Source organism: Stenomitos frigidus ULC18 (genome assembly GCF_003003795.1).
In the GTDB taxonomy this organism is placed as follows: Bacteria; Cyanobacteriota; Cyanobacteriia; order Leptolyngbyales; family Leptolyngbyaceae; genus Stenomitos; species Stenomitos frigidus_A.
This window is the reverse complement of sequence record NZ_PVWK01000031.1, coordinates 18,863-44,759: the sequence shown is the minus strand read 5'-3', so window position 1 is coordinate 44,759 and position 25,897 is coordinate 18,863. Positions and strand designations below refer to the sequence as shown.

Sequence of the window (25,897 nt, the reverse complement as noted above, 5' to 3'; positions counted from 1 at the left end):
GTTCCTCGGTTGAAATTGGATTCCACTCAGTACGGTTTAGCCATCCACACAGCCAGTCCTGATCTGGGCCTGGCGATCGACAATTTTGCAGGGGACGATCGTGCTCAGGTGTGGCCTTTAGGACGTGATCTCTCGACACATCTACACGTTCATCTTGCCGACTTTCTACAGCCCCAAACCTGGACCGATCTGGCGTTTATTGCTGTAGCCAAAGGCCCTGGTGGTTTCACTGGTACCCGTCTTGGAGTAGTCACTGCACGCACCCTGGCGCAGCAGTTAAACATGCCGCTCTTTGCCGTTTCGACATTGGCAGCATTGGCACACGCATCCTTGGCGAATGGTGCTGCTCCAGACGGTCAATCTCACATTGCGGTTCAAATGCCTGCCCAACGAGGCGAAGTCTTTGGTGCAATTTATCAACTCTCCCCTGCCGGGCTACACACGCTTCTCCCAGACTCTGTGCTGAGCTTAGCAACCTGGCAGCAAACCCTCACCGATTGGACAGCCCCTTACCAGCTAATACAGGCAGACGGCGGTCTGGGAAGCACGGTTTTTAGCGTTTTGGCCCTTGCTCATGAGCACTGGCAACAGGGACTAAGACCCCATTGGTCAGAGGCACTGCCGTTTTACGGACAGCATCCTGTGACGATGTGAGTGTGCCAAGCCTCACCATGTTGTTAGTAAACATGTCACCGTGACACACTACGTGGATCGAGCGCATCCCGCAGTCCATCACCAAGTAGGTTAAATGCCAGTACCGTGAGAATAATGAGTAATGCTGGCGGCCAGATCAACCACGGTTGCAGCACCAAAATGGACGCATTCGTCGCCAAGGAAAGCATGTTTCCCCAGGATGGGTCGGGCTGCTGAATGCCTAACCCAATCAGACTGAGGATTGATTCTGCCACAATAAAATCTGGGATCGAAAGCGTTGCCGAAATCACAATATAGCTGGCGGTTTGAGGCAACACATGGCGGATGATGATGTAGAGCGATCGCCCACCCATAGCCCGTGCTGCCTGGACAAACTCGCGCTCTTTAATTGACAACACTTGCCCACGAATGACGCGCGCCAAACCGGCCCAGCGGATAAAGGACGTAATCAGAATAATGAGTAAGAATCGTTGGGCGCTACTAAGACCCGGCGGCAGTACGGCAGCTAACGCGACCAGTAAATAAATACTGGGAATGGTCATCAGCACCTCAACTAGGCGCATCAGAACGCTATCGATCCAGCCACCGAAGTAGCCGGAGATCCCGCCGACCAGCATCCCCAGCGGAAACGAAATAATGATGCCAACGAGACCAATGCTCAAGCTAATGCGCGCGCCATACAGCAAGCGACTGAACTGATCGCGTGCTTGCTCGTCGGTGCCCAGCAGGTTAAACTTACCCGCCCCAACGGTGCCAAATAAATGCCAGTTGCCCGGAATGCCCCCAAAGAGTTCCACTTCATCAAACTTGGGGTCTGTTAAAGAGAACTGGGTGGGAAGCGGCAACTTCAGTTGAAACAGGCGATACTCATCCCCCGTAACAAACAGACGTAGAGGAGATGGTTTGCTGCGATCGACCACTAGTTGACGATCGCCAGTATTCAGATCGACTGGCCCCTGTGTGGTGGGATAGACATGCGGGCCAACGAATGCTCCAGATTGATTCTGCCAGGCAATTTGAGTGGGTGGCAACAGTGCACCGTCGGGCTGTGACCCATAAGGATCATAAGGAGCAACAAACTCAGCAGCGATCGCGGCCACATAAAATAGCAGCAACAGAATCGCGCCAAACCGAGCCAGGGGATTGTTTTTGAGTCGTTGCCACCAGTTCATATCGCAGCGCGGGGGCTAAGGAGTTGGATAGAGAGCGTTACAAGAAAGCGGTAAACAAGAGAGCGTTAAGTGGTAATCAGCTTTGTAGAATCGTACTCTGAATCCGCTTCACTTAACCTGGTCGAACGTAACATCGGCATGAGACAAAAGACGAGAGGAGAACATGTGTTCCAAGTGGAAGCGGACGGTGAGCCCAAAAGACCACAAATCCTGACTTTTTTGAGTTTTTGCAATTCTTATCCTTCACCAGAGTTTTCCCCATTGATTCCACAGACTTTCCACAGGTTTTCCACAGATATATCACGGTTTTCCACAGATTAGCGGCTGTTTTCCACAGTACTGAACGGTAGAATCGGTCTTCTGTGGGTTGAGTTCCATCCAGGCGATCGCGCCTCTATTCTGAGAAAACGCCGCGAAATGTTAAGCAATATTTCGGGGATCACGTGTAAATACCGATTCTTTCGTTAGGCCGTTTTAGCATGAACGCGCCAACGGGGATGGGCAGCATTGACAAGCAAACCGACCTCTAGGCACAATGATTGGCTTATCCCCACACGACCGTTCTGAAACCCACGCCAACAGGACTGTTTGCTTCTGGAGAATCAAGCGATTGTGGTGCATGTGCCTCAGTGTTAGCGCTGCAGCACCAAATTCTCATCGGCTTTTTCTCTACAGGGTGCAAAGTCGAACTGCTTCTCCCCGCTTCATTATCAACGTGCTTTTAGCATCAACTGAGGTTCTCATGACCACGACCGTTAGCATTCTGGCAGAAATTCCTGAAGAACTTCACACGGCAATTACCCTCTATCTCGAATCGCATCCCGACTGGGACCAAGATCGCGTTTTTGCAGCAGCAGTGTCCCTCTTTTTGTTGCAAAATGGAGATTGCGATCGCCGTGCTGCACGTGTTTACCTGGATGCACTGTTCAAACAGGCAGTTTAGGCGTTGTCGCTTGATTGTGGGTTTTTAGATTGTCGTTAGCTTCCAGAACCATTGGATTGAAGAGCTTAGCTTTAGGGCTCTAGCTGCGATCGAAGCTCTGAATTCTCACAGGATCTAGGCCTTTTAGGAGTTATGTATGGCTTATTACTGGTTCAAAGCGTTTCACATTGTTGGCATCGTGTGCTGGTTTGCAGGCATGTTTTATCTGCCGCGACTGTTTGTCTACCATGCTGAAGCGAGTGAACAACCAGAGCCCGCTCGCAGCATCCTGAAAAGCCAGTATCAGATCATGGAGAAGCGCCTTTACAGCATCATCATGACTCCTGCCATGCTGTTGACCGTAGCCATGGCGATCGGGCTGGTAACGACAGAACCCGACGTTCTCAAGGAGCCGTGGATGCATGTCAAGCTTGCCTGCGTCGCGCTTCTGCTGGGCTATCACCACTACTGCAAGCGTCTCATGAAACAACTAGCGGCAGATGAGTGCAAGCTGAACGCACAGCATTTTCGCTGGTTCAACGAAGTGCCAACCGTCTTTTTTGTGGTGGTGGTGCTGCTAGCGGTGTTCAAGAACAATTTGCCGACTGATTTGACCGTCTGGGGCATTGTGGCAATGGTGATCGTGTTCGCGATCGCCATTCAGCTTTACGCCAGAAAGCGCCGCTTAGCGAGGGAGCGTGAAGCAGCTGAGTCAGACGGTTTAGTGGGCAATGCTAGTTCTTAATGGGCGATCGACATTATAATGAGCGGTCAGCAGTCAGTGGTCAGCTATTACAGCAATTTTCGTTTGAATAAGCCACAGCAATTGAGTGTGAGCGTCTCGCTCACGCGCGCGCAAGATGTAAGTACAAAGCACTCGCTCCGTGTTTCTTGTATGCCGCAAGGCTTTACGCACTGTGGCTAATCCATCTAAGAGTCGGTGACCGAAAGCACTCTTGTCACGGCAGAAATGATCACTCAAAAGAGTTCAAAAAAAGGGGGAGCGATCGCTCCCCCTTTTTAGTTTTGAACCCACATGGATAAAACGGACGTGACAACAGCGCTTCTAATAAGCCAGACCCATACTGCGGGTTGTTTCGGCTCCCAGGTAAACCCGGATGCTTAGGAAATCAGTGGGGCAAGCAGTTTCGCACCGCTTGCAACCAACGCAGTCTTCCGTTCTTGGCGATGAGGCAATTTGACCTGCTTTGCAGCCATTCCAGGGAACCATTTCCAGAACGTCAGTAGGGCAGGCACGTACGCATTGGGTGCACCCAATGCAGGTGTCATAGATTTTGACCGTATGAGACATATTATGCAGGGCTCCAAATGAATGCTTGATACTTCGCAGCATCGATCAGCTAACCTAGCGGCAGATTTAGCCGCTGAAAGCTTCAGAGTCAACGCCAAGTTTACATCACCGCTGGAACCCTCTCTGGGAAAAGGCTGCAAAACTTCAAAGATTGTAATAGTTTCACGGTCCAGCAAAAACAGCATCTTCAATGTCTCGTCGGCTCAGCGAGTATTTGAACGATCGCTGAATGCTGTAGTCACTCTCGTGAGGCTGCTTATAACGCACTGTTAGTTGATCAATGTCTAGACATAGCTCTGCCTTCCAATCAGGCTGCTGGATGTGCCAACAATGCCGTTCAGAGCGATTTTGTTCGCACCCTTTAGTCAAGAGCCACTGCTCAATGTCAGGGAGGGGGTGGTTATAAAGAGGCGTATCAGCAGCGGGAAGTGGCATTGAGGAGTTAGGAGGAATAGAGAACATTGAATCGCACGTTGATTGGCATCGCCCAGAGCTAGGTTTCCGACTCTGGGCTAGCTGGCGGTGACGCAGCCGGAACATCTGCTTGATTCGTTAGAGGCTGCTCGTGAGCGTTTGTGGGCATAGTGACGTCTTGCCGAGGCGTGCTAGGTGCGACAGTGGCTTCCTGCTGAGGGGCACTCAACTGAGGCGCGTTAGGTGCGCTAGTGATCTCCTGCTGGGGGGCACTCAGATGGGCAGTGAGTGGCTGAAAGACAGCTTCACCTCTAGTGATACCGATCGCGATCGCCAGCACCAAACAGCCCACGAACGTAATCCCAAGAATAAACAGGGCAAAAATTTCTCCAGGCGACAGCGGTCGATCGGTCGAGTCGAGGTAGGCAGAGGACGACTGAACCGTACGGGTTGATGCATTCGCTTGCTCAACTCGCAGTGAACGCTGCACCACTGGAACAGACGAGTAGCCAATTTTTTGATCATACGCTGTTCGTCGCTCTGGACTACTGAGCGTGGCATACGCCTCGTTGATCTGTTGGAATTTTGTGATAGCGATCGCGGCTGCGAGCGCAGTCGTATCAGGATGATAGAGCTTGCTCAGATCACGGTAGGCTTGGCGAATTTCGCGCACGGACGCCGAGGGGTGTAAGCCCAACAAACCGTAGTAGCTTGCAGCCAACACCTGTTGCTGTGATGCCTTTGCCTCTTTCTCGTTTTGTGGAGTCGCCCGATCCTGAGTCACGCGAGAATCCTGCTTTCTTTAGCGTTGAACAATTTAGCGTTGAACAAGTTTGACTGGCTTTTGCTTATTGTAGCGAGGTTACAGGTTCGGAACCAGGGTGAAAGTCAGTGGCTAGTGTTTAGTGGTCGGCGGTTAGTGGTTAGTGGTTAGTGGTTAGTGGTTAGTGGTTAATTCTAAACTTCAACCCTTAACCCTCAACCCTTGCCCTTACCCTGGTACACCACTCCTGCGATCGCTGCCAGCAAAAGCCAGCCGAGTAGATTGATGCGCACATCGAACAGCGTAATGTCTAAGAAGCTGAAAAGAGCGCAACCTGTGAAGGCAACGAGGTAGCTGAAGTAGACCAGGCGATCGTTACCATCATGATGGCTTGTTGTAGAAATGCTTAACGGCATTTGGTCGTACAGCAGGAGGCTACCCTGGACGACAACCCAGCCCACTAAACCAAAGAACAGCAGGGCAGATGGGAACCCAGTTTCAGCCGACAGCATGAGCAACAGGTTGTGAGGATGCCCGATAAAGTACTGCATTTGGGCTTGATAAAGGGGGCTGAAGTTGCGCAACCCCCAGCCTGTCAAAGGACGCTGCTGGGCAAGCGACCAGGCAAAATGCCACTGCGTGCTGCGTAGCTGAGCCACTGGGCGATCGGTATAGAGCTGATCAGTCAAGCGTGCCCAGAAAAATGCAGGTACGATCGCCCGTAGCCAATCCCGTCCCGGTGGTGGAGCAAAAGCTGCGCCGAGAGCGCTACTGACTACAACGCCAACGCCAAGCAAGAGCCAACGCCAGCCCAGGTAAAGCGCATAGGCAAGGCACGCAAAGACCGCTATCGCCCAGGCATTGCGAGAGTTGGTGAGAATGAGCGCGATCGCATTACCAAACATCGCGATGGTGATAAAAAGGCGGGTGAGAAGGGAGTGGGGAGTGGAGGGTGGAGAAGTTTTAACTTTTGAGTTTTGAGTTTTAAGTTGAAGCTGACCGCTGACCGCTGACCACTGACCGCTGACCACTGACCGCTGACCGCCAAAAAACGCTTCTATCCATAACCCCAGGCTTAGCGTCAGCGTGATTGCTAGATAGCTTGCTAGTACATTGGCGTAGAAGAAGATGGATGCCATACGACCGGGAGGTGTGCCCGTTGGATCGATCGACCAATCAACAAGAATCCATAGAATTTGTACATGCCCTGCTAGCCCAAAAAACTGTTGCCCTAACCCGATCGCCACCACAGGCACCGAGCTAATCACTAACAGCCACGCCAGTCGCCGGAGCTGGGCGGGAGTCTGGATGAGCTCACTCAACCCTGCAAACACGAAAAAGAAGGGCAGAAAGTTAAAAAGGCCCAAAAGCGCATCAATCTGCTTGAACGCTAAAGCCGTACTGAGCAGTAGCAGCAGGCTCAGTACGGCAAGGCCCCAGTTCAGAGGACGTCTTACGACGTGCTGAAACCGCTTTTGCCAAACGCCGATCGCGACCAGCAAAAGACCCGCACTACCTAAAAGTGAACTAAATGGCAGTAGTAGTACTGACAGTTGGGCAACATTCCAGTGGGTTTGCAGTTGAGCGTTAGGATGAGGCTGGCTCGGCATTAAGGAGGCTATCCAAGGCTTGAATGTCATGATTCAAGCCCGATGGACATTGTAGTGTTGTTGCGAGTTGGTAGAGCTCTTCCCATTCAAATGAAATGCATCACAGCAGGTCAGAACTCCCGTATTACCCGTCGAGCTGTACCGCACCAGACCGAGCTTGGCCAGACAAAGATGGTTAAGCGAGTTCAAAGCATTCAGCACGAGTAAGACGAATCTGGGCGAGAGCATAAATGGTAGGGATAATGCGGCCGTAATTTGTTGCGATCGTCCGCCAACCCAAGTCTGCCAGAAACCAGGCCCACATGGCTGGCCCCACAACCGCAAAGATGCTGCGAACAGCAGTCAACCGTGCCGCACTTAATGCCATACCGCGACGAGCAGTTTGTAAGGCCAGGTAATTTTGCACTTGAGTCGCTGCAACGGCACCACCCACTGTTACCGCTTGCTGCGCGACCTGATACGTCGCAAAGTGAAGCGCAAATTGACGCGCAATCTGCTGAATGAGCAGCGGACGCAGAACAGAGCTAATCGCAATCGCGCTGCTACCTTTGACCAACAGGCTCAGAGGATCGCGCTGAAGCGCTAACGGCAACTGGGGAAGAATTTGGGAGTTGGTAAGCGATCGCTGCAACCGAATGGTTAACGTGCTCCGTTCGGCAACAGGCATTTGCTTCCAGGCACGCGATAGCAGCGAAAGAAAGACCTCTGCCTCTAGATCCACTGTAGACATTGATCCTTGATAGGGCAGTTTGAGATGCCGACAGACTTGAATCAAAATTTGGCGATACGTCAATCGCTGGGTTTTGCGACTTAACACGGTCACCCCATCGGCTGCCAAAAACCGAAACCGCTCTTCCAGCGCATTGAGCCAGATCGTACGCTCCTGACTTTGTACCGCAAGTGGGTCAGACGCATTCATGTAATCGATCGGATTAAACTTGGGGCGAAATAGAATCTCCGTCAAATCTTGCAACTCGTCCTCTGTTGCCAACTCCAACGCGGCTCTCAGTTCATCCACCCCTCATTCCTCCAGCTCTATACATTGATTCGCTGCAATTATTCTACTCAATGGGAAGGGGAAGCGGGTGGAGACTAAGGCGAGAAGGTAAGAGTAGGGACTGATCAAACTTTGCACCTTACTTGCATGGTTGCTTGAAAACCTCGGATCGTCTATCGCCACTGACCAATCGTTGACTCAAACTTTACAATCTCCGCTCAGAATTTTACAAAACCTGTCTGGATGCCTTCTAAAAGGAAGGAAATCTTTGAGGAAAGCCCTTTTCTCCAGTTGCCATGAAATTCCTCAGCCGCACGATTGCCCTTACTTTGCTTGCTTCCATGCTGCCATCTGTGAGTGCCTCTGCAATGCCAAAAGAGCCTGACTACCCGTGCTATATGCAGATGAATACGGGAAGAGTGGTTGATTTGACGGCTCGGCTTTGTCCGGTAAGTATCAATCCTTCTCCATCAGAAGCATCAGAGGCTCCAACGACAGAAGGCAGTGGTAGCGAGTCATCCTTTCTCCAAGCTTACAAAAAGCGCGTAGCCCTGCTAGAGAATCTAGCTGTAGCAAAACTGTTGACCCAGAAAGCTAATCAAAATCCCAACGGCTTAGCAGCTTTAGAACTGAGCCTTTGCAACGCTTTAGCAGCAGGACTGAATCGTGATCAGATTCAAACCATCAACGATAAGCTGCTGCCTACTGATGCTCAAGACACCGTCAGACATCTAGCAGGGCTACAAAGTATGCAAATCTTGCTTGAGATGACAGACGATGGCTACTGCACCGTTGCCTTGTAATGCATAAAGTGAACTCTCCGGTCAGTTTGGGTCAGCTTGCGCTCCTAAAAATCCAGCTTTCTGCAGGTTTTATAAGCGATTCAGCCTTTAGCCTTTTGCTTCCCTCGATATAATCGATGGAGCTTTAGACAACAGACTCTTCATGACCAACCCTTCTCTTGATTTTGATATTGCTGTGGTTGGTGCGGGTATAGCAGGGTTAACCTGTGCACAGCAACTTCAGCAGGCAGGCTATCGCGTGGTCATCCTGGAGAAATCGCGGGGTGTCGGTGGGCGCCTTGCGACTCGGCGCTTACATGAGACGCTGGCGGATCATGGCACCTGCTACCTTACGCCAAAAGGAGAGGCTTTTCGAGGGTTGCTTGAACAATTGGTAACGGCAGGGGGGGTACAGTCCTGGACGGATACGGTGCATGAACTGAGTCTTGCTGGTACGCTCAGCGAGTCGTCTGCCACAGACCGCTACCCGCGCTACGTTGCTCCGCATGGGATGACCGCGATCGCCAAATGGCTGGCTACCGCTCTGGATATTCGGCTCAACCATCTGGTGCAGTCATTAGCGTTGGTCAACGACCATTGGCAACTGACAATCCAGAGAACGGAACCAGACCGTACTAAAACAACTGAGACGTTAACCGTCGGCGCGATCGTCCTCACGATTCCGGCTCCTCAAGCGACGGTGCTACTGCAAACCTTGTCCGCAGCAGTTTTGCCTGAAGCGTTTTTAGAGCAAGTGCAAGGGGTTGCCTTCCTGCCGTGCTTAAGCGTTATAGCTGGGTATGAGTCCGAGCGCCAGCAGGATTGGCTCTCACAGTATCCCGATGTGCGATCGCTGTCCTTCGTGAAGGATGGAAACCTTGCCTGGCTTGGGTTAGATAGCAGCAAACGATCTCTGCCGTCTCAGAGTGGTTTACCCCAGCCTGTTTTTGTCGTACAGAGTACAGCCGCCTTTGCGGAGCAATATCTGGACGCGATCGACCTTCAGCCAGCAGGCTACCAACTCCTTAAGCAAGCGTCAGAACGGTTAGTACCCTGGTTGGCAAAACCAGACTGGCTCCAAGTGCATCGTTGGCGCTATGCCGTCCCAATGTTACCCCGAACGGAACTGTATCTAGCAGCCAAAACGAGAGCACCACTGTTTTGCGCGGGTGATTGGTGTGGCGGCATGAAAGCGGAACAAGCCTTTTTATCAGGGTTAGCCGTTTCAGAGCACCTGAACCACCAGCTTCAAAATTGACCGAAACGTCCAAGCAAGCAAGCCCCCAAAGCTGTCTCAGCTTCGAGGGCTTGTCTAATTACTGTTACATTCTCTCTGCTGTTAGCGTGATGGCATGCGATCGAGCCGTGAGAGTCCAAACAACCGAAGCGCTATGCAGTGCTTTTCTTAGCTCAAAAAGAGTGTGCTTAAGCGTCAGCAGCGCCTTCACCAGTCCGAGCTGCGCCCTCTTGATCGCCCTCAGCATCGTCACGGCCTCCGCCATCAGTGCGTCGTCTACCAAAGCGACCTGTGTTCGTTTTCTTGCGAAACTTCCGGGCGTAAGCCTGATTACGGAGAGCTTTTTCTTTCTTTTGGTTGCGGCGTTTAGCCATGTGTACCCCTTATAAAACAACCGATGAGTGAGCAGCGAATCACTTAACGCTCAAAAACCCAGCTTGAATCCAAGCTGGCTGAGCAACGATTCAAAAATTCTAGAAGCGAGAAGATCACTTTAACATAATCTGTCGAGCATGCTGGCTACCAAAATGGGTGAGGTCGAGACAGCGCCTGCATCTTTTGGGTTTTGAGGCAGTCGATCCAGGTCAACGGCTACCGTTTAGCATTCGCACCGATCGATGAGTTCTGCTGCTAATTGCAGTGCTTCAGCCGCTGTACCAATTTTTGCTTCGGCTCTGGCTAGCTGGATAGCGGATAGTAGGCGCCCAATGCGAGGGCCAGGAGGCAGTCGCAAAGCCGTCATGAGATCCTGCCCTGTGAGTAAGGGCGTGGCATGAGCAACGGGATCATCGGGCGTGAGAAAGCGGTGAATTAACGGAGCGATCGCCTCTAGCGGTGTGCCAAGAGCCAGTGCCAAGAGGGCGATCGCTGGAAACGTTGCCCCGGCACCTTGAAAGAATTCGTACTGCTGCCGCAGCGACAAATTAAGCTGAGCGGGGTGAAAACACCATGTCGCATCATTGGCATCGTCAGGTTTTGCAGCAGGACACAGATGTGGTAAACATCTCAGAATCGTGCTAACTGCCTGTACCTCCGTGCGACTATATTTCAGCCGTCGTAGCTGCAGTTCTGCCAGAGGCACCCTGGAGGGCAGTAAACTTGTCAGCTTTGCGGTGGTTAGCCAGGTACGAGTAGACCCTGAAACGGTCGGTTCTGGCAGTTTCTGTGAGGGTGATTGATCCCCACTCGCCCCCTTCCAGGCTTGATAACGTTGATTTTTGGGTAGATTGCGAATGCGGCTGAATAATTCCCAAGCGAAGGCAGGAACGGTGTCTTGGAGCATGACAGAGGCCTGGTCGATCGCCGCTACAAGTGCCAAACTTTGGGCCGTCGCAGCGGGAAACCAGTCGCCCAAAAGGGCATCTTGCCATGCCATGGCGAGCCAGGTGGTGCCTCTAGTTGAACTCAGCAGGTAATTAAGCTCAGATTGCACCCGTTCTGCGGCAATGCGTTGTAGCAGTGCTGCCAGTTCACGGATGACTAACCGCGTCTCGGCTTCAACCGTAAAACCAAGTTGTGCTGCTTGCCGATACGCTCGCAATAAACGTAAAGGGTCTTCCCGCAAATTTTCGGGAGACACCATCCGAAGCTGGTGCTTCTGCAAATCAGCGTATCCATGCAGCGGATCGAGGAGTTGATCGGTATGGGGGTTGTAGGCGATCGCGTTCACCGTGAAGTCCCGGCGTTCCAAATCAGCTTCCAGCGATGATCCTACTTGCTGAGCGAAGTCTGCTGTACCCTGCTCAAACACGACACGTGCAATTTGACGTTCGGCATCCAGCAGCACAAAACCCGCCTTGTAGTGTCGGGCGATCGCTTGCGCTGTTTCGACCGCACCGACAGGCATCACAAAATCAAGATCCAGATACTCGCTCTCTCGTTCTAGTAACGCATCGCGTACGGTACCACCCACTAAACAGGCTGAGTGCGGTAGCCACTCAAGACTAAACGGCCATGTTTTGGGAGAGAGTGCAGAAGACACTGCTGGAACACTCAGTTGATACTTTAAATCCAAACGCTGATTCAAGCCCGTTCAATCCAATCATCGCTGATAGTACAATCTGGCGTTAAAACCACTGAACGCCCTAACCCACTCATCACAGCCTAACCTTGCTAGCGGTTCTCTGCACGTTGCGACCAAAATCAGGGCAACGAAAATCAACCTAGCGAGCGCTGCATGATGAGTGCGTCTGAGCTAGAGTAACAGAAAAGCATCTGACATTCTGAATGTTCACGCTTCGATGCGAGAAGTTTAAGCCATGTGTATTTGCATCAACTGTCATTACGTCGATCGCTGCACTACCTACAATGCAGTCGAACACCAGCATCAACAGCCGCACCTGACTGAAACGCCAGATTTTGAAGCGACAGAACCCACCATCAACGTCAACATTCGTCAGGATGGCGAAATTATTGAGATGGAATGGGACGTGGTTGGCTGCCTGAGCTTTGCCGAAGAAAAGGGCAAGTGGTCAAAACTGCGTCCGGGTGAGTTAGTGCCGACGTAGGTAGCGGTCAGCGGTCAGCGGTCAGGGGTTTGTAGGGACGTTACATGTAACGTCCCTACAGAAGGCTATCTACAGATTTGGCATTCGACCCTGTGAAGGGCGCTAATTGTCAAAGGAATCTTTAATCTGTCACCTTGCCACGCAAGAGTTTGATTTGTCCGCGCTTGGTTTTGTTGTCGAGTCGTTTGCGTTGAGAACTCCGGGATGGCTTACTGGGCTTGCGGGGTTTGGGTAGCACGATCGCGCTCTTAATCAATGCTTGTAAACGCTTCAAGGCATCTTCGCGGTTTTGCTCCTGGCTACGGTGCTCCTGAGCTTTGATTACAATGACGCCATCTTTAGTCAGTCGTTGATCGGTAAGCTTTAACACTCGTTCTTTGTAGCGATCGGGCAGCGAGGAATTGACCACATCAAAGCGAAGATGGATCGCCGTTGCCACTTTGTTAACGTTTTGCCCGCCCGCACCTTGAGAGCGAATGGCGCTTAGCTCAATCTCTTGTTCTGGAATGCTGACGGTGTTGGAGATCTGTAGCATGGTGCTTGCGGGGAATGGGGCGATGCGCGATCGCTTTTGCAGTAGATATGACTCAAGCATAAAGCAGTCGATCCATTGCTGGCTCTACTAAGCAGAGGTTTTAGTGTGTTTGAAGGCGATCGCTTCAACAAACAGACACGGTACGATCGCAGCAGTTAGCCTTAATGCAAACAAATGGCACAGAAACCAGAACCACCGCTCACAGGAGCCGCGTTAGTCAAAGAAGTCTGTCGGCGGATTCGTGTGGCTCGTAGCTACTGGGAGGCTCACAACAACGCGGCGTGTCGGGGTGAGCGTGAGAAAGCACTGGCACTCTACAACACTCTGACAAAAGAACAGAAAGACCAGATTCCGCAAGCGTTGCGCGTTTGGTTGCGCTATCGTAGCGAAAAATATTTTGGGGTACACCGCACACCACCCGGCAGCTAAGTCTTCTAAGCTAGTTCCTCAAAAACTGATGCCTAGGAGGCCAACACTGACGATGTTGAAAAGCAACTAGAAAAATCTCCTCTACCGATGACGCTTGCCATCCGGCATGATTGTTTGTGTGAAATTAGCTCCGTCGAGTTGTGCGCCATCTAACTTAACGCCTATTAAATTTGCCTTTTGGAACTTAACGGACTTTAAGTTAGCGCCACTCAAATTGGCTCCGCTTAAGTTAGCGCCGCTGAAGTCTGCCCTGTTTAAGTCAGCACCGCTCAAATTTGCTCCACTCAAATTGGCTTGATTAAACTCGGCAGCATCTAAATGTGCATCTCTAAGATCAGCTCCTTGTAAATTTGCCCCAAATAAGATTGCGCGATCGAGATATACACGCCTTAGATCGGCTAAGTTGAGCTGTGTAGAAACCAATTGTGCGCCACTCATGGAAGCTCCTCTTAAGACAGCATGGTCGAGGACGGCACCACCCATATTTACTCCTGTCAACTTTGCCCCTTCTAACTTTGCATCGCTCAAGTTTGCTCTAAGCAAGGAACCTGTGATGTCTAAACCAGTACAAGAGTTGTAGATACTAGTACCACTCTGATAAAACGCAAATTTTGCGCCAGTGAGATCGGCTTCGCGTAGATCAGCAGCCTCTAACTGGGCACCAACTAAATCTGCGCCCCGCAGGTTGGCTTTGGCTAAATTTGCCTCAAAAAGGTTTGCTCGCCAAAGATCGCAGCCTTGACATTTCTTGGTAGTGAGCAAGCGCTGTAACTGTTCCTCATTATACCGATGGTCTGTTGTACAGGTACAGCCTGTGGTACAAGCGATTAGCAGAGCAGTCGCCAGCCAAAACATGAGTTTCATTCGGTTTACATCCTGTTCGGCTTGGCTCTGGCACCGCTAAAGTATGCCCCAGTTTGTCCCTACGCCCATAGACGATCGCCCCGTTGCCGAAGAGACCCGCAACAGCCAAACCGTCAAAGCAAACATTTCAGGGCATTAAGTTCAGCTTTCGCTAGCGCATATCGTAGCCAAACAGATTCGGGTTGACTTCTCCTAAGTTCAGGTCTGCCAAGCCGTACTGTGCCCAGCGCCGATCGACCATTGCCGCTGTATCCGGATCAGATTCCAACGGCGTATTCCAGACGCGATCGGTTTCGGGTGGAATCTTGGTTGTGGCATCAATGCCCATCCGTCCGCCCAAGCCTGCTTTCTCGGTGGCAAAATCGAGTGAGTCAAACGGGGTTTCAGGCAGGATGAAGACATCGCGGGCTGGGTCAACTTTGGACGCGATCGCCCAGACCACTGCACGCGGATCACGGATGTTGATGTCTTTATCCACGACAATGACAAACTTGGTGTAGGTAAACTGCGGTAACGCGCTCCAGAACGCAAGTGCGGCGCGACGAGCGTGACCCGGGTAAGCTTTGTCGATCGCCAGGATCGCGGTCTTATAGCTCAACGTTTCCATGGGCAGGAAGAAATCGACAATTTCGGGCACCTGTTGCCGCAAGATCGGCGTATAAATGCGGTTCAGCGCCAACGCCATCATCGCGTCTTCCTTGGGTGGACGACCGCTGAAGGTGGTGAGATAGATCGGGTTTTTGCGATGGGTCATGCAGTGAAACCGAATCAGCGGGGCCGCTTCGTTGACGCCGCCATAGAAGCCCATGTGGTCACCAGCGGGACCGTCCACGCCCGTTTCACCAGGAGTAATCGTGCCCTCCAGTACAATTTCTGCATCGGCGGGCACCTGTAAATCCACTGTTTTGCACTTAGCGAGATGCACCCCTTCTCCGGCGTACAGTCCTGCAAACAACCACTCTGACAGATCGATCGGCAGAGGGGTTGCGGCTGCCATGATCAAGAGTGGATCAACGCCCAGTGCGATCGCGACTTCTAGCTTTTGTCCCCGTTCTGCAGCTTTGCGGAGATGGCGTGTTGCTCCCCGTACCGAAAGCCACTGCACCGTCATCGTATTTTTAGACTGCAACTGCAAGCGATACACGCCAACATTGATTGTTTTGTTTTCACAGTCCTTTGTAATCATCAAGCCCAGCGTCACTACTTTATTGGCATCGTCTGGATAAACCTTCAACAGCGGCAGTTGGGTGAGATCAACCTCATCGCCTTTCAGCACCACTTGATGACAGGGCGGCAGTAAATCGCGGCTAGGTTTGGCTTTGAGGACATCGAAGAGTGCCTGTCCGAGTGCGATCGCCTGCGGCACTGTTTTTGGCGGCCTGGGTTGATACAACAGTGCTAACTTTTTGCCCAATGCTTCTAGTTCGGCAGGTTGGTCTAGATTCATTGCCCAGCAGACGCGCTCTACTGTACCCATCACATTCACTGCCACAGGATAGGGAGAGCCTTTGACATTCTCAAACAACAGCGCTGGGCCACCTTTTTGCAACATGCGCTGGGCAATTTCGGCAATCTCTAAATCTGGATCGACTAGAGCTGTAATCCGTCGCAGTTGCCCGCGTTGCTCTAACTGTTTGATGAACCCTCGTAAGTCTCTCGTCATGATGAAGCCATGTAAAGCATCTCCTCCCATTATGAGACGAGACTCTGTAAGTTAGGGCTGACCTCTAGGACTTAGGCCACAACTGGTAAACAGTGATTTAACCGTTCATTAAGCCAAATGAGGTACTTACCGCCATTTGGAAACGGCCATAAGCCTTAGCTAAAGGGCGAAGACTCTAGTTGGGGGCGTTGCCCCCATCCCCACCTTTGATCCCAGTGCTCTAAGCTCTAGGGTGACGTATAGACGGACATATCAGAAAAGTTTATTTTTATTTCTTTGGCAATAGATTTTGGTTATAGATTGAACGAACGAGCTAAAGTCACATTTGTTACAAGTACGTAACTGAGACATTAGCCGCTAGTCACGAATTTTCTCTTGTCAAAGCTCTGCAACTCTTAAACGGTCGCTTTTGTACTGCCAATGTGTTCTTTGATTATGCGGCTTAGGCTCAGGTCGTAGAGAATACAAGCAGCACAATCTCACGCTCTTCTAGATGTCACTCTTGCTTATTTTTAAGGTGCCTTAATCGCTGACTTATGGTAAAGTTCTTGTCAGCTAGTTAAAGATTTATGCTCATTAGCGTAACCTCTTTTTGTAGCCCTTTGAACTGTTTCCGGCTTTGTTAGTCGGTAATGTGTGTGTCCGGCAGATTTTTTTCAAAAGAATGTTTGGTTTTCTCTAGAAAGATCTGATGAGGCTCGTAAGATGCTGGCATAGTGAACAATATTGATCAATCGTTAGAACGCTCTTGTGTAGCTGATAAGACTTTGTCTCACACTCCTGATGTGCATGCCTGTAATTTTATGAGTGCTATGAGCCTGCTTTTGAGAGACTTGAGCCGCTCAGTTCAGCTAATTAGTTCACCATATTGAGTACTATATGTTCTCTCTTTGGAGTGATGTGATTGCAACGGCAGCTTTTAGAATTAGTGTTCATTTGAAATCGTTAAAGATAAGGCAGGTTTTGCTTTTCAAGATAACTAGCCTGGCACTCGTCACGCTCGGTATTTGTCAACTCTAGTTAGGAACAAAGCTCAAAAGACTATGGTTTTTTTAAATCGAAAACGTCTCGCTCTGATCTCTGTTCATGGTGATCCAGCCATCGAAGTAGGGAAAGAAGAAGCCGGAGGACAAAACGTCTACGTTCGTAATGTTGGTGAGGCTCTCTCTCATCAGGGTTGGCACGTCGATATGTTTACTCGTCGTGTAAGTGCTGATCAAGCAGCGATCGTCGAGCACAACGCACACTGCCGCACGATTCGCTTGACTGCTGGCCCGCAAGAGTTTATTCCTCGAGATGAAATTTTTGAGTTTTTGCCAGAGTTTGTACAGGGGTTCCTAGATTTCCAGAAGCAGTTGGATGCTCCTTATCGGTTGATTCATAGCAATTACTGGCTTTCTTCTTGGGTTGGTATGGATCTCAGCAAAAAGCTGTCAATCCCGCAGGCACATACCTACCATTCGCTGGGAGCCGTGAAATACAAGTCTGTTTCAACGATTCCGCTCATTGCGAAAACGCGTCTGGCCGTCGAAAAAACATGTCTAGAAACTGTAAATCGTGTGGTGGCGACCAGTCCTCAAGAACGTGATCACATGCGATCGCTCGTTTCATCTCGGGGCAGTATTGACATCATTCCTTGTGGTACGCGCATTGATCACTTCGGTACAGTGACGCAGGCCGATGCCCGTCAAGCATTGGGGATTGCGCCAGATGAGAAAGTCGTTCTGTATGTCGGGCGCTTTGATCCTCGTAAAGGGATTGAAACGCTCTTGCGAGCTGTTGATGCCTGTCAGGCGAGAAAGACTGAGAATGTGCGACTGATTATTGGTGGTGGCAGTCGTCCGGGGCACAGTGATGGCGATGAGCGTGAGCGAATCGAGAGTATTGTGTCGGAATTGGGTCTTGAAGGCGTGACTCAATTCGCTGGTCGACTCAGTCAAGATGACCTGCCGTCTTATTATGCAGCCGCCGATGTTTGTGTTGTTCCCAGTCACTATGAACCGTTTGGGCTGGTGACGATCGAGGCAATGGCCTGTGGTACGCCTGTTGTTGGCAGCGATGTTGGTGGACTGCAGTTTACAGTTGTACCAGAGCGCACAGGGCTATTGGCGCCACCTAAAGATGTCGCGGCGTTTGCGGCATCGATCGATCGCCTGTTACTGAATCCTACCTGGCGCCATACGTTGGGACAGGCGGCCAGAAAGCGCGTTGAAACTACGTTTAGCTGGGACGGCGTTGCCACTCAGCTTGGAAAGCTCTATGAAGTACTGCTGGAAGAAGCATCTCAAGAGGCCTCTCAGGAGCAGTCGTCCAAAAAACTGGCCCAAGCCAGTGCCTAAGAGAGGCCGTTCGTTGGGGACGTTACAAATGTCCCGACGAAAACCTACCCAGCGTCCCACTGCAAAAAAACAAGCGATCGCCCTCGTGCATCGGCAGCGATCGCTGCAATGTAGGCTGGCGTCGGTGTGAATAGTTCTAAAAACCATGAGCCAGCTGCATGTTCGGCGTGATTCCAACTCACCAGTTTGGCAACGTCATCGTTAATTTGGAGTGTGATGGCACTCAAGCTCATCAATCCTTCGCCAGTTGCTTTGATTAGCGCTTCTTTACACGTCCAGTGTTGAAAGAACGATCGTAACCGTGCTTCATCCGGCAGGGCATGAATAGCGGCATGCTCTTCGGATGAGAAAAAACGCTCTGTTAACGCGTCTAAATGGCTGATTGGACGAAGATGCTCCAAATCAATGCCAACGCCACCGCAACGGGCGATCGCACAGAGCATCAAATCCTCTGAGTGGGAAATGTTGAACGCTAACCCATTGGCTAACTCGTTTGCTAACGCTGGTTTGCCGTTCGCGCCGTAGCAAAACTGAAGCTGTTCGGGTGGGGTCTGCACGTAGCGTCCCAGGAGAGAACGCAGGATGCCGCGACTGGCTATAAAGCGATGAGAATCGCGTGGGAAGCGGAAGCGATCGGCTCGTTTTTGTTCATCCAGCGACAACGTGAGCGCAAATTGCCGTAGTGCCCTAGACGAAACAGCGAGACTGGCTTGCCAGATATGAATCTCTGTGTCTGGCAGCGCTGGGTACGCTGGCTCCCCGTCATACTTCACGCTCTACACTCCGGATTCTTGCAGCCATTCAAGGATGAGCGGGTTGACCAGCTCGGGGCGATCGTCGTGAGGGCAGTGCCCCGTGTCGGGAATCGAGACAAACGTGAGTGGATGCGTTTTAGCAAATTCTTGATAAATCGACGCTCCCGCGATCGGCGTCCAGGGATCAGCGGCACCCCAAAGCACCAGCAGCGGTTGAGTGACTCTGGGCAACAACTCGGCGGGACTGGGACCGGGAGGCGCTGTTAGTACGGATGCGAACACTTTTTGAGCCCCCTCGTCGCAGGACGGTGCATATAGCATATCCACCAACTCATCCGTAATGGCTTCGCGGTTGCGATAGACCTGTGTGAGCGTGCGACGAATACGATGTTTTTGACGAATCTGGTTGAACACGAAAGCACCAAAACGGGGCGATCGCACCAGCGTATTGAAGGCTGCCATCATTAGCCGCAGTGGTGGATTCAATTCACCAGGACGATGATTCATGCCACCCGCACAATTCAGCAGAATGCCTCCAGACGCGGTTTCGGGATGATTTGCCAACATCATCAAGCACAGCAAACCACCGATCGAGTTTCCGACGAACACAGTCGGCGTCTGAATGTGGGCGCTCCAGAAATCCTTTAATAACTCCTGCCAAAGTTCCAGGCTGTAGTCCAGCGCTGGCTTCGCCGAGCCGCCAAACCCTAACAGGTCGATCGCAAACACCCGATAGCCACCTGCCGCCAACACGGGAAGATTCTGCCGCCAGTGGCCTAACGACGCGCCAAAGCCATGCACTAGCAACAGTGGGCGTCCTGTCCCCATGACCGTATATTGGATGGGGTAACCTCGCCACTCCCAGGTCAGCGTCTCAAGAGGCGGTAGAGTCAGTTGTTGAGTTACCACAGCTTTATGAAGAATCTTTAACATATCCATCATAGTATTCTGTAAGCTCATCCAACCATTCAGCAGCATTAGCACCGATCGTGGCAAGAACGGTACCTTCCTGGCAGCATCCCAACGCCATTCAGCACACTCAGCGCCTCTTATACAGCTTTCAACATTGGCTCGATCGCCCTCTGTTGACAGTCAACGGATCGCCAACAGACATCGCTGAGGCATTGTTTCACGCTTCCTTTGTTGTTGTTTCGCATGATATGCAGGCAGATCCCATCCTCAATTACGGCAATCGCCAAGCCTTAGCACTGTGGGAAATGGAGTGGGCGCAGTTTACCCAGACGCCATCGCGTTTGACAGCAGAACATATGGAACGCGAGGAGCGCGATCGGCTTCTCGCTCAAGCCAAAGCGCACGGCTACATCAGTGACTACAAAGGTATCCGTATTTCTAGCACCGGGCGACGCTTTTGGATTCAAGATGTCATCATCTGGGACGTGCTGGATGAGCAAAACCAGCGCTGTGGACAAGCGGCAACGTTCGATCGGTGGGAGGGGGTGGGGGAAGAAAGGATGAAGGATGAAGGCTAAAGGAATTTTTAGTTATTAAAAGTTGGGGAGCAAGGGAGGCAGAGGGCGCAACTCAAAACTTAAAACTCCTGACTCCTAGCTTTTAACTCCAACTCAAAACTCAAAACTCAAAATTTCTGATTCCTTGCTTCCAACTCAAAACTCAAAACTTAGCCTTCATCCTTCATCCTTCATCCTTTCCCCTCCCGTGTCTTTACCGATCGTCTACCACCCTGATTACGTTGCACCATTGCCAGAAGGACATCGGTTTCCAATGGCGAAGTTCCAGTTGCTGTATGAGCGGCTACTGGCCGATGGTGTGGCGGATGTTTCGCAGTTTCATCGCCCTGAACGATCGCCGCAGGAGTGGCTTGAATTAGTGCATACGCCAGAGTATGTGCAGGCGTATTGTGATGGCACGCTGGATGCTAAAGCGCAGCGACGGATTGGATTGCCGTGGAGTGCAGCATTGGTGAATCGAACCTGTGTGGCGGTGGGTGGTAGTGTGTTGACTGCCCGCTTGGCGTTGCAGCATGGGTTGGCGTGTAACACGGCTGGCGGCACGCATCATGCGTTTCCTAGTTACGGTTCGGGGTTTTGCATTTTTAATGATCTGGCGATCGCTGCCCGCGTCTTGCAGCAACTGGAGCTTGTGCAAACTGTTCTCATTGTTGACTTGGATGTGCATCAAGGGGACGGCACTGCCCTCATTTTTCAGGATGACCCTAGCGTGTTCACGTTTTCGATGCACTGTGACGTTAACTTTCCGGGCACCAAGCAGCGCAGCGATCTGGACGTGCCTCTACCAGAAGGACTTGAGGATGATGTGTATCTGCAAACGCTAGCGGACTATCTACCGATGGTTCTGGACAAAGTAAAGCCAGATTTGGTGCTGTATGATGCTGGCGTTGATCCACATATGGGCGATCGCCTGGGCAAACTGTGCCTTAGCGATACAGGTCTTTTTCGTCGTGAGATGCAGGTTCTAGGTACCTGCGTGGCTCAGGGATATCCGATCGCGTGTCTCATCGGTGGTGGTTATGCCGATGACATGCAGGCGCTCGTTTATCGTCACTCGCTTTTGCATCGGGCAGCTAGTGACATTGATCGGCAATATCGCTTATAGTGCGGTCGACCGTAATGTGTAATCTGCTTTTGGTTTTTGGTTTTTCTGCGGAAAGCGATAAACTCTTCTGCTCAACATTAGTAATGTTTGCTACGAATCGGTTCTAACAAGTGCCGTAGTGTGAAGCGAATTTACAATTGTTGTTCAGTAATGTGTGCATAAACATAAAGCAATTGTCAGGGTCAGCGGTCGCTCTTTAAAGAAATAATGTCCCGAAGAGCAGCCTATTCCTTGTTTGAATGAGAACCGCTATAGCTTCAATACTACCAATTCTGAAGGTTTGAGCATGTCTATTAACCTAAAGGCTAATAACTTAGAGGTTCGACCGAGCCAGTCAGGGTTACGCCCCGAATGTCTTTCTTTTTCTGAAGTGATCGCTCAGTCGATCGCCAATATTGCGCCGACGCTGACGCCGACTGTCAATGCGGCATTGGTTTTTGCCAGTGCGGGTGTGGGCACATGGTTAACCTTTGTCTTTGCTACGACGGGGCTGGTTTTTGTTGGCATTAACATCAACCAGTTTGCACGTCGTTCAGCTTCACCTGGTTCGCTCTATGCATACATTGCCAGAGGCTTAGGGCCGATGGCAGGCGTGATTACAGGCTGGGCGTTGATTCTGGCCTACATTTTCACCGCCATGGCAGTGATGTGTGGCTTTGCCAACTATGGCGAAGTCTTGCTGGGCGCAGTGGGCGTTAATCCTTCTACCGGACTCGCAATCTTTTTGATCGCAGTCTGTATTGGGTCTGCCTGGTATGTTGCTTACAAAGATATTGAACTATCAACTGTGGTGATGCTGGCAACAGAAGCGGCTTCTGTTGGGTTAATCATTATTCTGGGGCTGATTGTACTGGCGAAGAAAGGCACTCCCATTGACTCGGCACAGCTAACGCTTCAAGGTGCAAACTCTGGCGGCATTGTGAGTGGGCTGGTGCTGGCAGTCTTTAGCTATGTCGGCTTTGAGAGTGCCACTACATTGGGCGATGAGGCGAAAAACCCGTTACGCACAATCCCCCGTGCCGTGATTATTAGTACGGTCATTTCGGGGCTGTTTTTCATTGTGCTGTCTTACGTAGAAGTGCTTGGCTTTCAGGGGTCATCGATCGCCTTTAACAAGAGCGATGCACCGTTGAATGACCTGGCTAAGTTTTCAGGCGTTGAATTTTTCGGTGTGCTGATTTCGATCGGCGCGATGATTAGCTTCTTCGCCTGCACTCTTGCCAGTCTCAATGCCGGCGCACGGATTTTCTTTTCCATGGGTCGTCATGGCATTTTCCACAACTTTGTGGGTCAGACGCATGGTCGCAACGAAACTCCTCATATTGCAGTGACGATCGCGGCCATTGTTGCCTTCATCGCACCCACGCTAACGATTGCTAGCGGTGCCAAGGTGCTGGATGCTTACGGCTACTTTGGTACAGTTGCCACATATGGCTTTCTGGTTGCCTACATTCTGATTTCGATCGCTGCTCCGGTTTATCTTCACCGTGAGCATCAACTGCGTATCACTGATATCATCTTCGCTGTTTTGGGCATCGGTTTTATGGCGATTCCAGTGCTGGGTAGTATTGGGCTTCCTGGGAGCGACTTGTTTCCCGTGCCTGCCGCACCGTATAACAGTTTCCCTAAGTGGTTCCTGCTTTACATCGTGATTGGCGCTGCGTGGTTTCTGGTGCTGCGGGCACGATCGCCACAGATCATTCAAGAAATGGAGGCAGACATCGAAGCCTCTCATACTCGCTTTAGAGATATGAAGAAGGTTTGAGTCACTTAGGTGAGACAGTGCAAGTCGTGTAGTGATGATCGGCACAGAAGCTTCGAGCGTGCACCAGCATTCTCTGTAGTTTCTGTGCCGCTTTTTGCCTCAATGCTATTTCTTTTGTTGGTAACCGTTTTGCATAGGTATGGCGATGGTCACGAAATTTGTTGCGCCTGACACGGCTGGTACAGCTCCAGGGTCAGTTGCTCCCGATCGCATTACTCAATTTGTCGAAACACTAAAAGATCAGGGTATTGCCTATGTGCGGTTTGAAATGCCTGATCTGCATGGTGTCTCGCGATCGAAAGTGGTGCCGATCGATAAAGTGGAAGGCTACACTCGCAAGGGCTTGAATTTCTATGGTGGGACCTTGGCGCTGGATACTGCCTCAATGGTGGTGTCAGGGGCGGGACTGCACGAAGAGCGCAAGTATCGTGACCACATGATCATTCCCGATTTAGATACAGTGACTCCGGTGCCCTGGCTCGATCGCACCGCTAAAGTAATTTGTGACCCGCAATGGAGCCCTGATGATCCGCTCACGGTGGCACCGCGTTATGTCTTGAAGTCCCTGTTAGATAAAGCGGCTGAGATGGGCTTTGACGTCATGATGGGGCATGAGTTTGAGTTTTACCTCCTACATGGCGAAACGCGGGAGCCCCTGTTTGGTGGCCTGCATATCTTCAACAACATCCGCAATCAGTATGTCCCTGAGCTCGATCAACTCTTAGACTATCTGCGCGGTTCTGGCGTAGATGTTATCACCAGCAACTGTGAATATGCGCCATCACAGTTTGAAATCAACTTTGGTCCTGGTGTGGGTCTTCGTGGCGCCGATAAAGCCTTTACGTTTAAGAATGCGGTGAAGGAGATAGCCCATCGGATGGGCTATCTGGCAACGTTTATGTCGAAGCCGTTTGCCGATCGTGCGGGTTGTTGCTGCCATTTCCACATCAGCTTGCTCGATCGCAGCACAGGCAAGAATATCTGCGTTGATCAGGATGATCCTGATGGTTTATCCCCAACGTTCCGCTCCTTTATTCAGGGCATTCTCACCCATGCTCCGGCCATGTTCCCGATGATTGGACCTACGCCTAACTGCTACCGTCGCCTCAAACCCCATACCTTTGCGCCATCTAACATTAGCTGGGGTATCGAAGACCGATCGGCAATGGTGCGCGTCAAAGCGACTCGTGATGAAGACACCCATCTCGAAATGCGGGCAGCATCGGGGCTGAGCAATCCCTATCTCACCGCCGCGGCAACGCTAGCAGCAGGCTTGTTGGGAATACAGCATCAGTATGAATTGCAGCCTCCGGTTGACGGCCCTAGTGAAGATAATCCTGATTTGCTGAAGTTTCCGCAGACGCTGGAAGCCGCATTGGATGGTTTGGCAGCGGATACAGAAATGCTATCGCTCCTGGGCGAAGACTTTGTGCGCCTGTTAACTACAGTCAAGCGCTTTGAGCTTGCTCGCTTTCACGATCACATTACGGAATGGGAACGCCAGGAGTATATGGAGATTTATTAGGGAGTCGGGAGTCGGAAGTCGGGAAAGTTTTGAGTTTTGAGTTGATTCTGACCCGTCTCACCTCTCACCTCTCTCTTGCCTTCAGTCTCCCCTGACTGCTCTTCGTTAGCTGGGACTGCCGTTGTCCCAAGCCCCGATCGCAAACCCTTCTCCCCTGATGACTTGTTCAACGTCCTCTTTGTCTTGAGTGGCGATCAACAGCAGGATGCCGCCGCCATTGCCATCGCCTCGGTTGAGTGCCTGGGCGATCGCGTCTGAAGGTTGGAGATGATAGCCCTGCCAACCAAAGCTCGGATAGGTGTCACAGGTGAGGATGAGCGATCGCGCTGAACCTTCTACCGTTCCTGCCAGCGCGAAAAAATGTCCGACATTCCAATCAGGCGGCGGTGGCGTGATGGTGGCGCCGTTAAGGTAGGCGATCGCATCACTCACTGGCAAGCTTGAACCCCAGAGGGGTTTGGTTCTGATATTACAAAGCGGCACAGCATTCCACTCGGGATGGTGGCATCGCTCAAGGATAGTTTCTACTCGTGCTGCTGACCACTCAGTTTGGATCGGAAGTAAAGTATACGCACCGTTCGATAGCTGCGTGACAGCCGTAATTAACCCCTGTGCTGATGTGCCTGCATCGCCCAACCCAGCGGCAACAGGTAGCGCTAAGCCATAATCTTGTCGAGAGCGAGCACGTTCTGGTAGCCAGGTTTTAGGATCGCCTGTTGGTAGGACAGAGCCTGCAAGCTGGGCGACCTGTTCTGGCGTAAGCTGATGGAAGCCGCGCGATCGCAACAGCATGGCAACCCAATAGGGGCCACACAGATTATCATGCTGCTGCCCCGCTAACTGATGGGCTTTAGCCAGCTGGATCATCCCTGGAAGTAGCTGTACTGAGAAATTAAACTGCTGCACGATCGATTCCACCTGTTCAACAAAAAGCCTTACAAAAAAGCGACTGCTCAACGCAAGCGGTTCGTGTCAGGATAAAAGGAACAGCTGTACAAAACTCACTCCTGAGTGAACCATCAGTCGCCAATAGTCAGCGATCAGCCATATTGCCGAA

At 51.3% G+C, this 25,897-nt stretch carries 26 protein-coding genes; 12 read left to right on the top strand and 14 right to left on the bottom strand.

Annotation, left to right across the window (positions count from 1 at the left end; all coding sequences use genetic code 11):
- The first annotated feature begins 9 nt into the window (after nt 1-9).
- On the top strand, nt 10-654 hold the full coding sequence (tsaB, locus tag C7B82_RS06465; RefSeq protein ID WP_106255486.1) for a tRNA (adenosine(37)-N6)-threonylcarbamoyltransferase complex dimerization subunit type 1 TsaB: 645 nt from the start codon (nt 10-12) through the stop codon (nt 652-654).
- A gap of 35 nt (nt 655-689) precedes the next feature.
- On the opposite strand, the gene C7B82_RS06460 is transcribed toward tsaB, so the two are convergent.
- Nucleotides 690-1,826, bottom strand: coding sequence for an ABC transporter permease (locus C7B82_RS06460; protein WP_106255485.1), 1,137 nt, complete (start codon nt 1,824-1,826; stop codon nt 690-692).
- 742 nt (nt 1,827-2,568) lie between these two features.
- Here C7B82_RS06460 and C7B82_RS06455 point away from each other — a divergent pair.
- Both C7B82_RS06455 and hemJ read left to right on the top strand, forming a co-directional pair.
- Nucleotides 2,569-2,769 carry a DUF2811 domain-containing protein gene (locus tag C7B82_RS06455; protein WP_106255584.1) on the top strand — a complete coding sequence of 67 codons (201 nt, stop codon included), beginning with the start codon at nt 2,569-2,571 and terminating at the stop codon, nt 2,767-2,769.
- A 136-nt stretch (nt 2,770-2,905) separates the two neighbouring features.
- Complete coding sequence (hemJ, locus tag C7B82_RS06450) at nt 2,906-3,493, top strand: protoporphyrinogen oxidase HemJ (protein WP_106255484.1); 588 nt, start codon at nt 2,906-2,908, stop codon at nt 3,491-3,493.
- A 321-nt stretch (nt 3,494-3,814) separates the two neighbouring features.
- On the opposite strand, the gene psaC is transcribed toward hemJ, so the two are convergent.
- The 5 genes from psaC to C7B82_RS06425 form a co-directional block, all read right to left on the bottom strand.
- Nucleotides 3,815-4,060 (bottom strand): photosystem I iron-sulfur center protein PsaC, encoded by a 246-nt coding sequence (psaC, locus tag C7B82_RS06445; RefSeq protein ID WP_106255483.1) that lies wholly within the window; start codon nt 4,058-4,060, stop codon nt 3,815-3,817.
- Between the two features lie 162 nt (nt 4,061-4,222).
- Nucleotides 4,223-4,495, bottom strand: a complete 273-nt coding sequence (locus tag C7B82_RS06440; RefSeq protein WP_106255482.1) for a DUF3143 domain-containing protein — start codon at nt 4,493-4,495, stop codon at nt 4,223-4,225.
- A 58-nt stretch (nt 4,496-4,553) separates the two neighbouring features.
- Entirely contained in the window at nt 4,554-5,258 is a 705-nt protein-coding gene (locus C7B82_RS06435) for a J domain-containing protein (RefSeq protein ID WP_106255481.1), read from the bottom strand.
- A 194-nt stretch (nt 5,259-5,452) separates the two neighbouring features.
- Nucleotides 5,453-6,847 (bottom strand): O-antigen ligase family protein, encoded by a 1,395-nt coding sequence (locus C7B82_RS06430; protein WP_106255480.1) that lies wholly within the window; start codon nt 6,845-6,847, stop codon nt 5,453-5,455.
- Nucleotides 6,848-7,022: 175 nt separating this feature from the next.
- Nucleotides 7,023-7,865: a YaaW family protein gene (locus C7B82_RS06425; protein WP_106255479.1), complete on the bottom strand. Its 843-nt coding sequence runs from the start codon at nt 7,863-7,865 to the stop codon at nt 7,023-7,025.
- A gap of 275 nt (nt 7,866-8,140) precedes the next feature.
- Between C7B82_RS06425 and C7B82_RS06420 the strand changes: the two genes are divergently transcribed.
- A complete protein-coding gene (locus C7B82_RS06420) occupies nt 8,141-8,647 on the top strand; it encodes a hypothetical protein (protein WP_106255478.1) in 507 nt (168 codons plus the stop codon).
- Nucleotides 8,648-8,789: 142 nt separating this feature from the next.
- Complete coding sequence (locus C7B82_RS06415; protein WP_106255477.1) at nt 8,790-9,884, top strand: NAD(P)/FAD-dependent oxidoreductase; 1,095 nt, start codon at nt 8,790-8,792, stop codon at nt 9,882-9,884.
- Nucleotides 9,885-10,051: 167 nt separating this feature from the next.
- Here C7B82_RS06415 and C7B82_RS06410 read toward each other — a convergent pair whose 3' ends face one another.
- Together C7B82_RS06410 and C7B82_RS06405 are read right to left on the bottom strand one after the other, a co-directional pair.
- On the bottom strand, nt 10,052-10,237 hold the full coding sequence (locus tag C7B82_RS06410; protein ID WP_106255476.1) for a hypothetical protein: 186 nt from the start codon (nt 10,235-10,237) through the stop codon (nt 10,052-10,054).
- Between the two features lie 224 nt (nt 10,238-10,461).
- Nucleotides 10,462-11,844 (bottom strand): tRNA nucleotidyltransferase/poly(A) polymerase-related protein, encoded by a 1,383-nt coding sequence (locus C7B82_RS06405; RefSeq protein ID WP_219904079.1) that lies wholly within the window; start codon nt 11,842-11,844, stop codon nt 10,462-10,464.
- Between the two features lie 277 nt (nt 11,845-12,121).
- On the opposite strand from C7B82_RS06405, the gene C7B82_RS06400 reads away from it, so the two are divergent.
- On the top strand, nt 12,122-12,370 hold the full coding sequence (locus tag C7B82_RS06400; protein ID WP_106255475.1) for a Ycf34 family protein: 249 nt from the start codon (nt 12,122-12,124) through the stop codon (nt 12,368-12,370).
- A 121-nt stretch (nt 12,371-12,491) separates the two neighbouring features.
- Here the strand turns inward: C7B82_RS06400 and arfB are convergent, their stop codons facing one another.
- A complete protein-coding gene (gene arfB, locus C7B82_RS06395) occupies nt 12,492-12,965 on the bottom strand; it encodes an alternative ribosome rescue aminoacyl-tRNA hydrolase ArfB (protein WP_281258934.1) in 474 nt (157 codons plus the stop codon).
- 114 nt (nt 12,966-13,079) lie between these two features.
- Here arfB and C7B82_RS06390 point away from each other — a divergent pair, with 114 nt between their 5' ends.
- Nucleotides 13,080-13,334 (top strand): Precorrin-3B methylase, encoded by a 255-nt coding sequence (locus tag C7B82_RS06390; RefSeq protein WP_106255473.1) that lies wholly within the window; start codon nt 13,080-13,082, stop codon nt 13,332-13,334.
- A gap of 81 nt (nt 13,335-13,415) precedes the next feature.
- Here the strand turns inward: C7B82_RS06390 and C7B82_RS06385 are convergent, their stop codons facing one another.
- Both C7B82_RS06385 and C7B82_RS06380 read right to left on the bottom strand, forming a co-directional pair.
- Entirely contained in the window at nt 13,416-14,198 is a 783-nt protein-coding gene (locus C7B82_RS06385) for a pentapeptide repeat-containing protein (RefSeq protein WP_106255472.1), read from the bottom strand.
- A 151-nt stretch (nt 14,199-14,349) separates the two neighbouring features.
- Entirely contained in the window at nt 14,350-15,861 is a 1,512-nt protein-coding gene (locus C7B82_RS06380) for a UbiD family decarboxylase (protein WP_106255582.1), read from the bottom strand.
- 1,043 nt (nt 15,862-16,904) lie between these two features.
- On the opposite strand from C7B82_RS06380, the gene C7B82_RS06375 reads away from it, so the two are divergent.
- Nucleotides 16,905-18,200, top strand: a complete 1,296-nt coding sequence (locus tag C7B82_RS06375) for a glycosyltransferase family 4 protein (protein WP_106255471.1) — start codon at nt 16,905-16,907, stop codon at nt 18,198-18,200.
- A 44-nt stretch (nt 18,201-18,244) separates the two neighbouring features.
- On the opposite strand, the gene C7B82_RS06370 is transcribed toward C7B82_RS06375, so the two are convergent.
- Both C7B82_RS06370 and C7B82_RS06365 read right to left on the bottom strand, forming a co-directional pair.
- Nucleotides 18,245-18,973, bottom strand: coding sequence for a 4'-phosphopantetheinyl transferase family protein (locus tag C7B82_RS06370; RefSeq protein WP_106255470.1), 729 nt, complete (start codon nt 18,971-18,973; stop codon nt 18,245-18,247).
- A gap of 3 nt (nt 18,974-18,976) precedes the next feature.
- Nucleotides 18,977-19,864, bottom strand: coding sequence for an alpha/beta fold hydrolase (locus C7B82_RS06365; RefSeq protein WP_106255581.1), 888 nt, complete (start codon nt 19,862-19,864; stop codon nt 18,977-18,979).
- An 80-nt stretch (nt 19,865-19,944) separates the two neighbouring features.
- Between C7B82_RS06365 and C7B82_RS06360 the strand changes: the two genes are divergently transcribed.
- From C7B82_RS06360 to C7B82_RS06345, 4 genes are all read left to right on the top strand, one after another.
- Complete coding sequence (locus C7B82_RS06360) at nt 19,945-20,445, top strand: MEKHLA domain-containing protein (protein ID WP_106255469.1); 501 nt, start codon at nt 19,945-19,947, stop codon at nt 20,443-20,445.
- Nucleotides 20,446-20,632: 187 nt separating this feature from the next.
- Nucleotides 20,633-21,550 (top strand): histone deacetylase family protein, encoded by a 918-nt coding sequence (locus C7B82_RS06355; protein WP_106255468.1) that lies wholly within the window; start codon nt 20,633-20,635, stop codon nt 21,548-21,550.
- A gap of 286 nt (nt 21,551-21,836) precedes the next feature.
- The gene (locus C7B82_RS06350; protein ID WP_106255467.1) at nt 21,837-23,315 is read left to right on the top strand and encodes an APC family permease; all 1,479 of its coding nucleotides are present in this window, start codon (nt 21,837-21,839) and stop codon (nt 23,313-23,315) included.
- A gap of 145 nt (nt 23,316-23,460) precedes the next feature.
- Nucleotides 23,461-24,840 carry a glutamine synthetase family protein gene (locus C7B82_RS06345; protein WP_106255580.1) on the top strand — a complete coding sequence of 460 codons (1,380 nt, stop codon included), beginning with the start codon at nt 23,461-23,463 and terminating at the stop codon, nt 24,838-24,840.
- 105 nt (nt 24,841-24,945) lie between these two features.
- Here the strand turns inward: C7B82_RS06345 and C7B82_RS06340 are convergent, their stop codons facing one another.
- On the bottom strand, nt 24,946-25,797 hold the full coding sequence (locus C7B82_RS06340) for a DUF6885 family protein (protein ID WP_146141070.1): 852 nt from the start codon (nt 25,795-25,797) through the stop codon (nt 24,946-24,948).
- Nucleotides 25,798-25,897: the final 100 nt, after the last annotated feature.

Excerpts from the sequence above, each read along its gene's own strand:
- C7B82_RS06380 (WP_106255582.1), bottom strand. The coding sequence starts at position 15,861 with ATGACGAGAGACTTACGAGGGTTCATCAAACAGTTAGAGCAACGCGGG.
- C7B82_RS06430 (WP_106255480.1), bottom strand. The coding sequence starts at position 6,847 with ATGCCGAGCCAGCCTCATCCTAACGCTCAACTGCAAACCCACTGGAAT.
- C7B82_RS06390 (WP_106255473.1), top strand. The coding sequence starts at position 13,080 with ATGGCACAGAAACCAGAACCACCGCTCACAGGAGCCGCGTTAGTCAAA.
- C7B82_RS06350 (WP_106255467.1), top strand. The coding sequence starts at position 21,837 with ATGTCTATTAACCTAAAGGCTAATAACTTAGAGGTTCGACCGAGCCAG.
- hemJ (WP_106255484.1), top strand. The coding sequence starts at position 2,906 with ATGGCTTATTACTGGTTCAAAGCGTTTCACATTGTTGGCATCGTGTGC.
- C7B82_RS06415 (WP_106255477.1), top strand. The coding sequence starts at position 8,790 with ATGACCAACCCTTCTCTTGATTTTGATATTGCTGTGGTTGGTGCGGGT.
- psaC (WP_106255483.1), bottom strand. The coding sequence starts at position 4,060 with ATGTCTCATACGGTCAAAATCTATGACACCTGCATTGGGTGCACCCAA.
- C7B82_RS06455 (WP_106255584.1), top strand. The coding sequence starts at position 2,569 with ATGACCACGACCGTTAGCATTCTGGCAGAAATTCCTGAAGAACTTCAC.
- C7B82_RS06345 (WP_106255580.1), top strand. The coding sequence starts at position 23,461 with ATGGTCACGAAATTTGTTGCGCCTGACACGGCTGGTACAGCTCCAGGG.
- C7B82_RS06400 (WP_106255475.1), top strand. The coding sequence starts at position 12,122 with ATGTGTATTTGCATCAACTGTCATTACGTCGATCGCTGCACTACCTAC.
- C7B82_RS06375 (WP_106255471.1), top strand. The coding sequence starts at position 16,905 with ATGGTTTTTTTAAATCGAAAACGTCTCGCTCTGATCTCTGTTCATGGT.
- C7B82_RS06385 (WP_106255472.1), bottom strand. The coding sequence starts at position 14,198 with ATGAAACTCATGTTTTGGCTGGCGACTGCTCTGCTAATCGCTTGTACC.
- C7B82_RS06440 (WP_106255482.1), bottom strand. The coding sequence starts at position 4,495 with ATGCCACTTCCCGCTGCTGATACGCCTCTTTATAACCACCCCCTCCCT.
- arfB (WP_281258934.1), bottom strand. The coding sequence starts at position 12,965 with ATGCTTGAGTCATATCTACTGCAAAAGCGATCGCGCATCGCCCCATTC.
- C7B82_RS06460 (WP_106255485.1), bottom strand. The coding sequence starts at position 1,826 with ATGAACTGGTGGCAACGACTCAAAAACAATCCCCTGGCTCGGTTTGGC.
- C7B82_RS06420 (WP_106255478.1), top strand. The coding sequence starts at position 8,141 with ATGAAATTCCTCAGCCGCACGATTGCCCTTACTTTGCTTGCTTCCATG.
- C7B82_RS06410 (WP_106255476.1), bottom strand. The coding sequence starts at position 10,237 with ATGGCTAAACGCCGCAACCAAAAGAAAGAAAAAGCTCTCCGTAATCAG.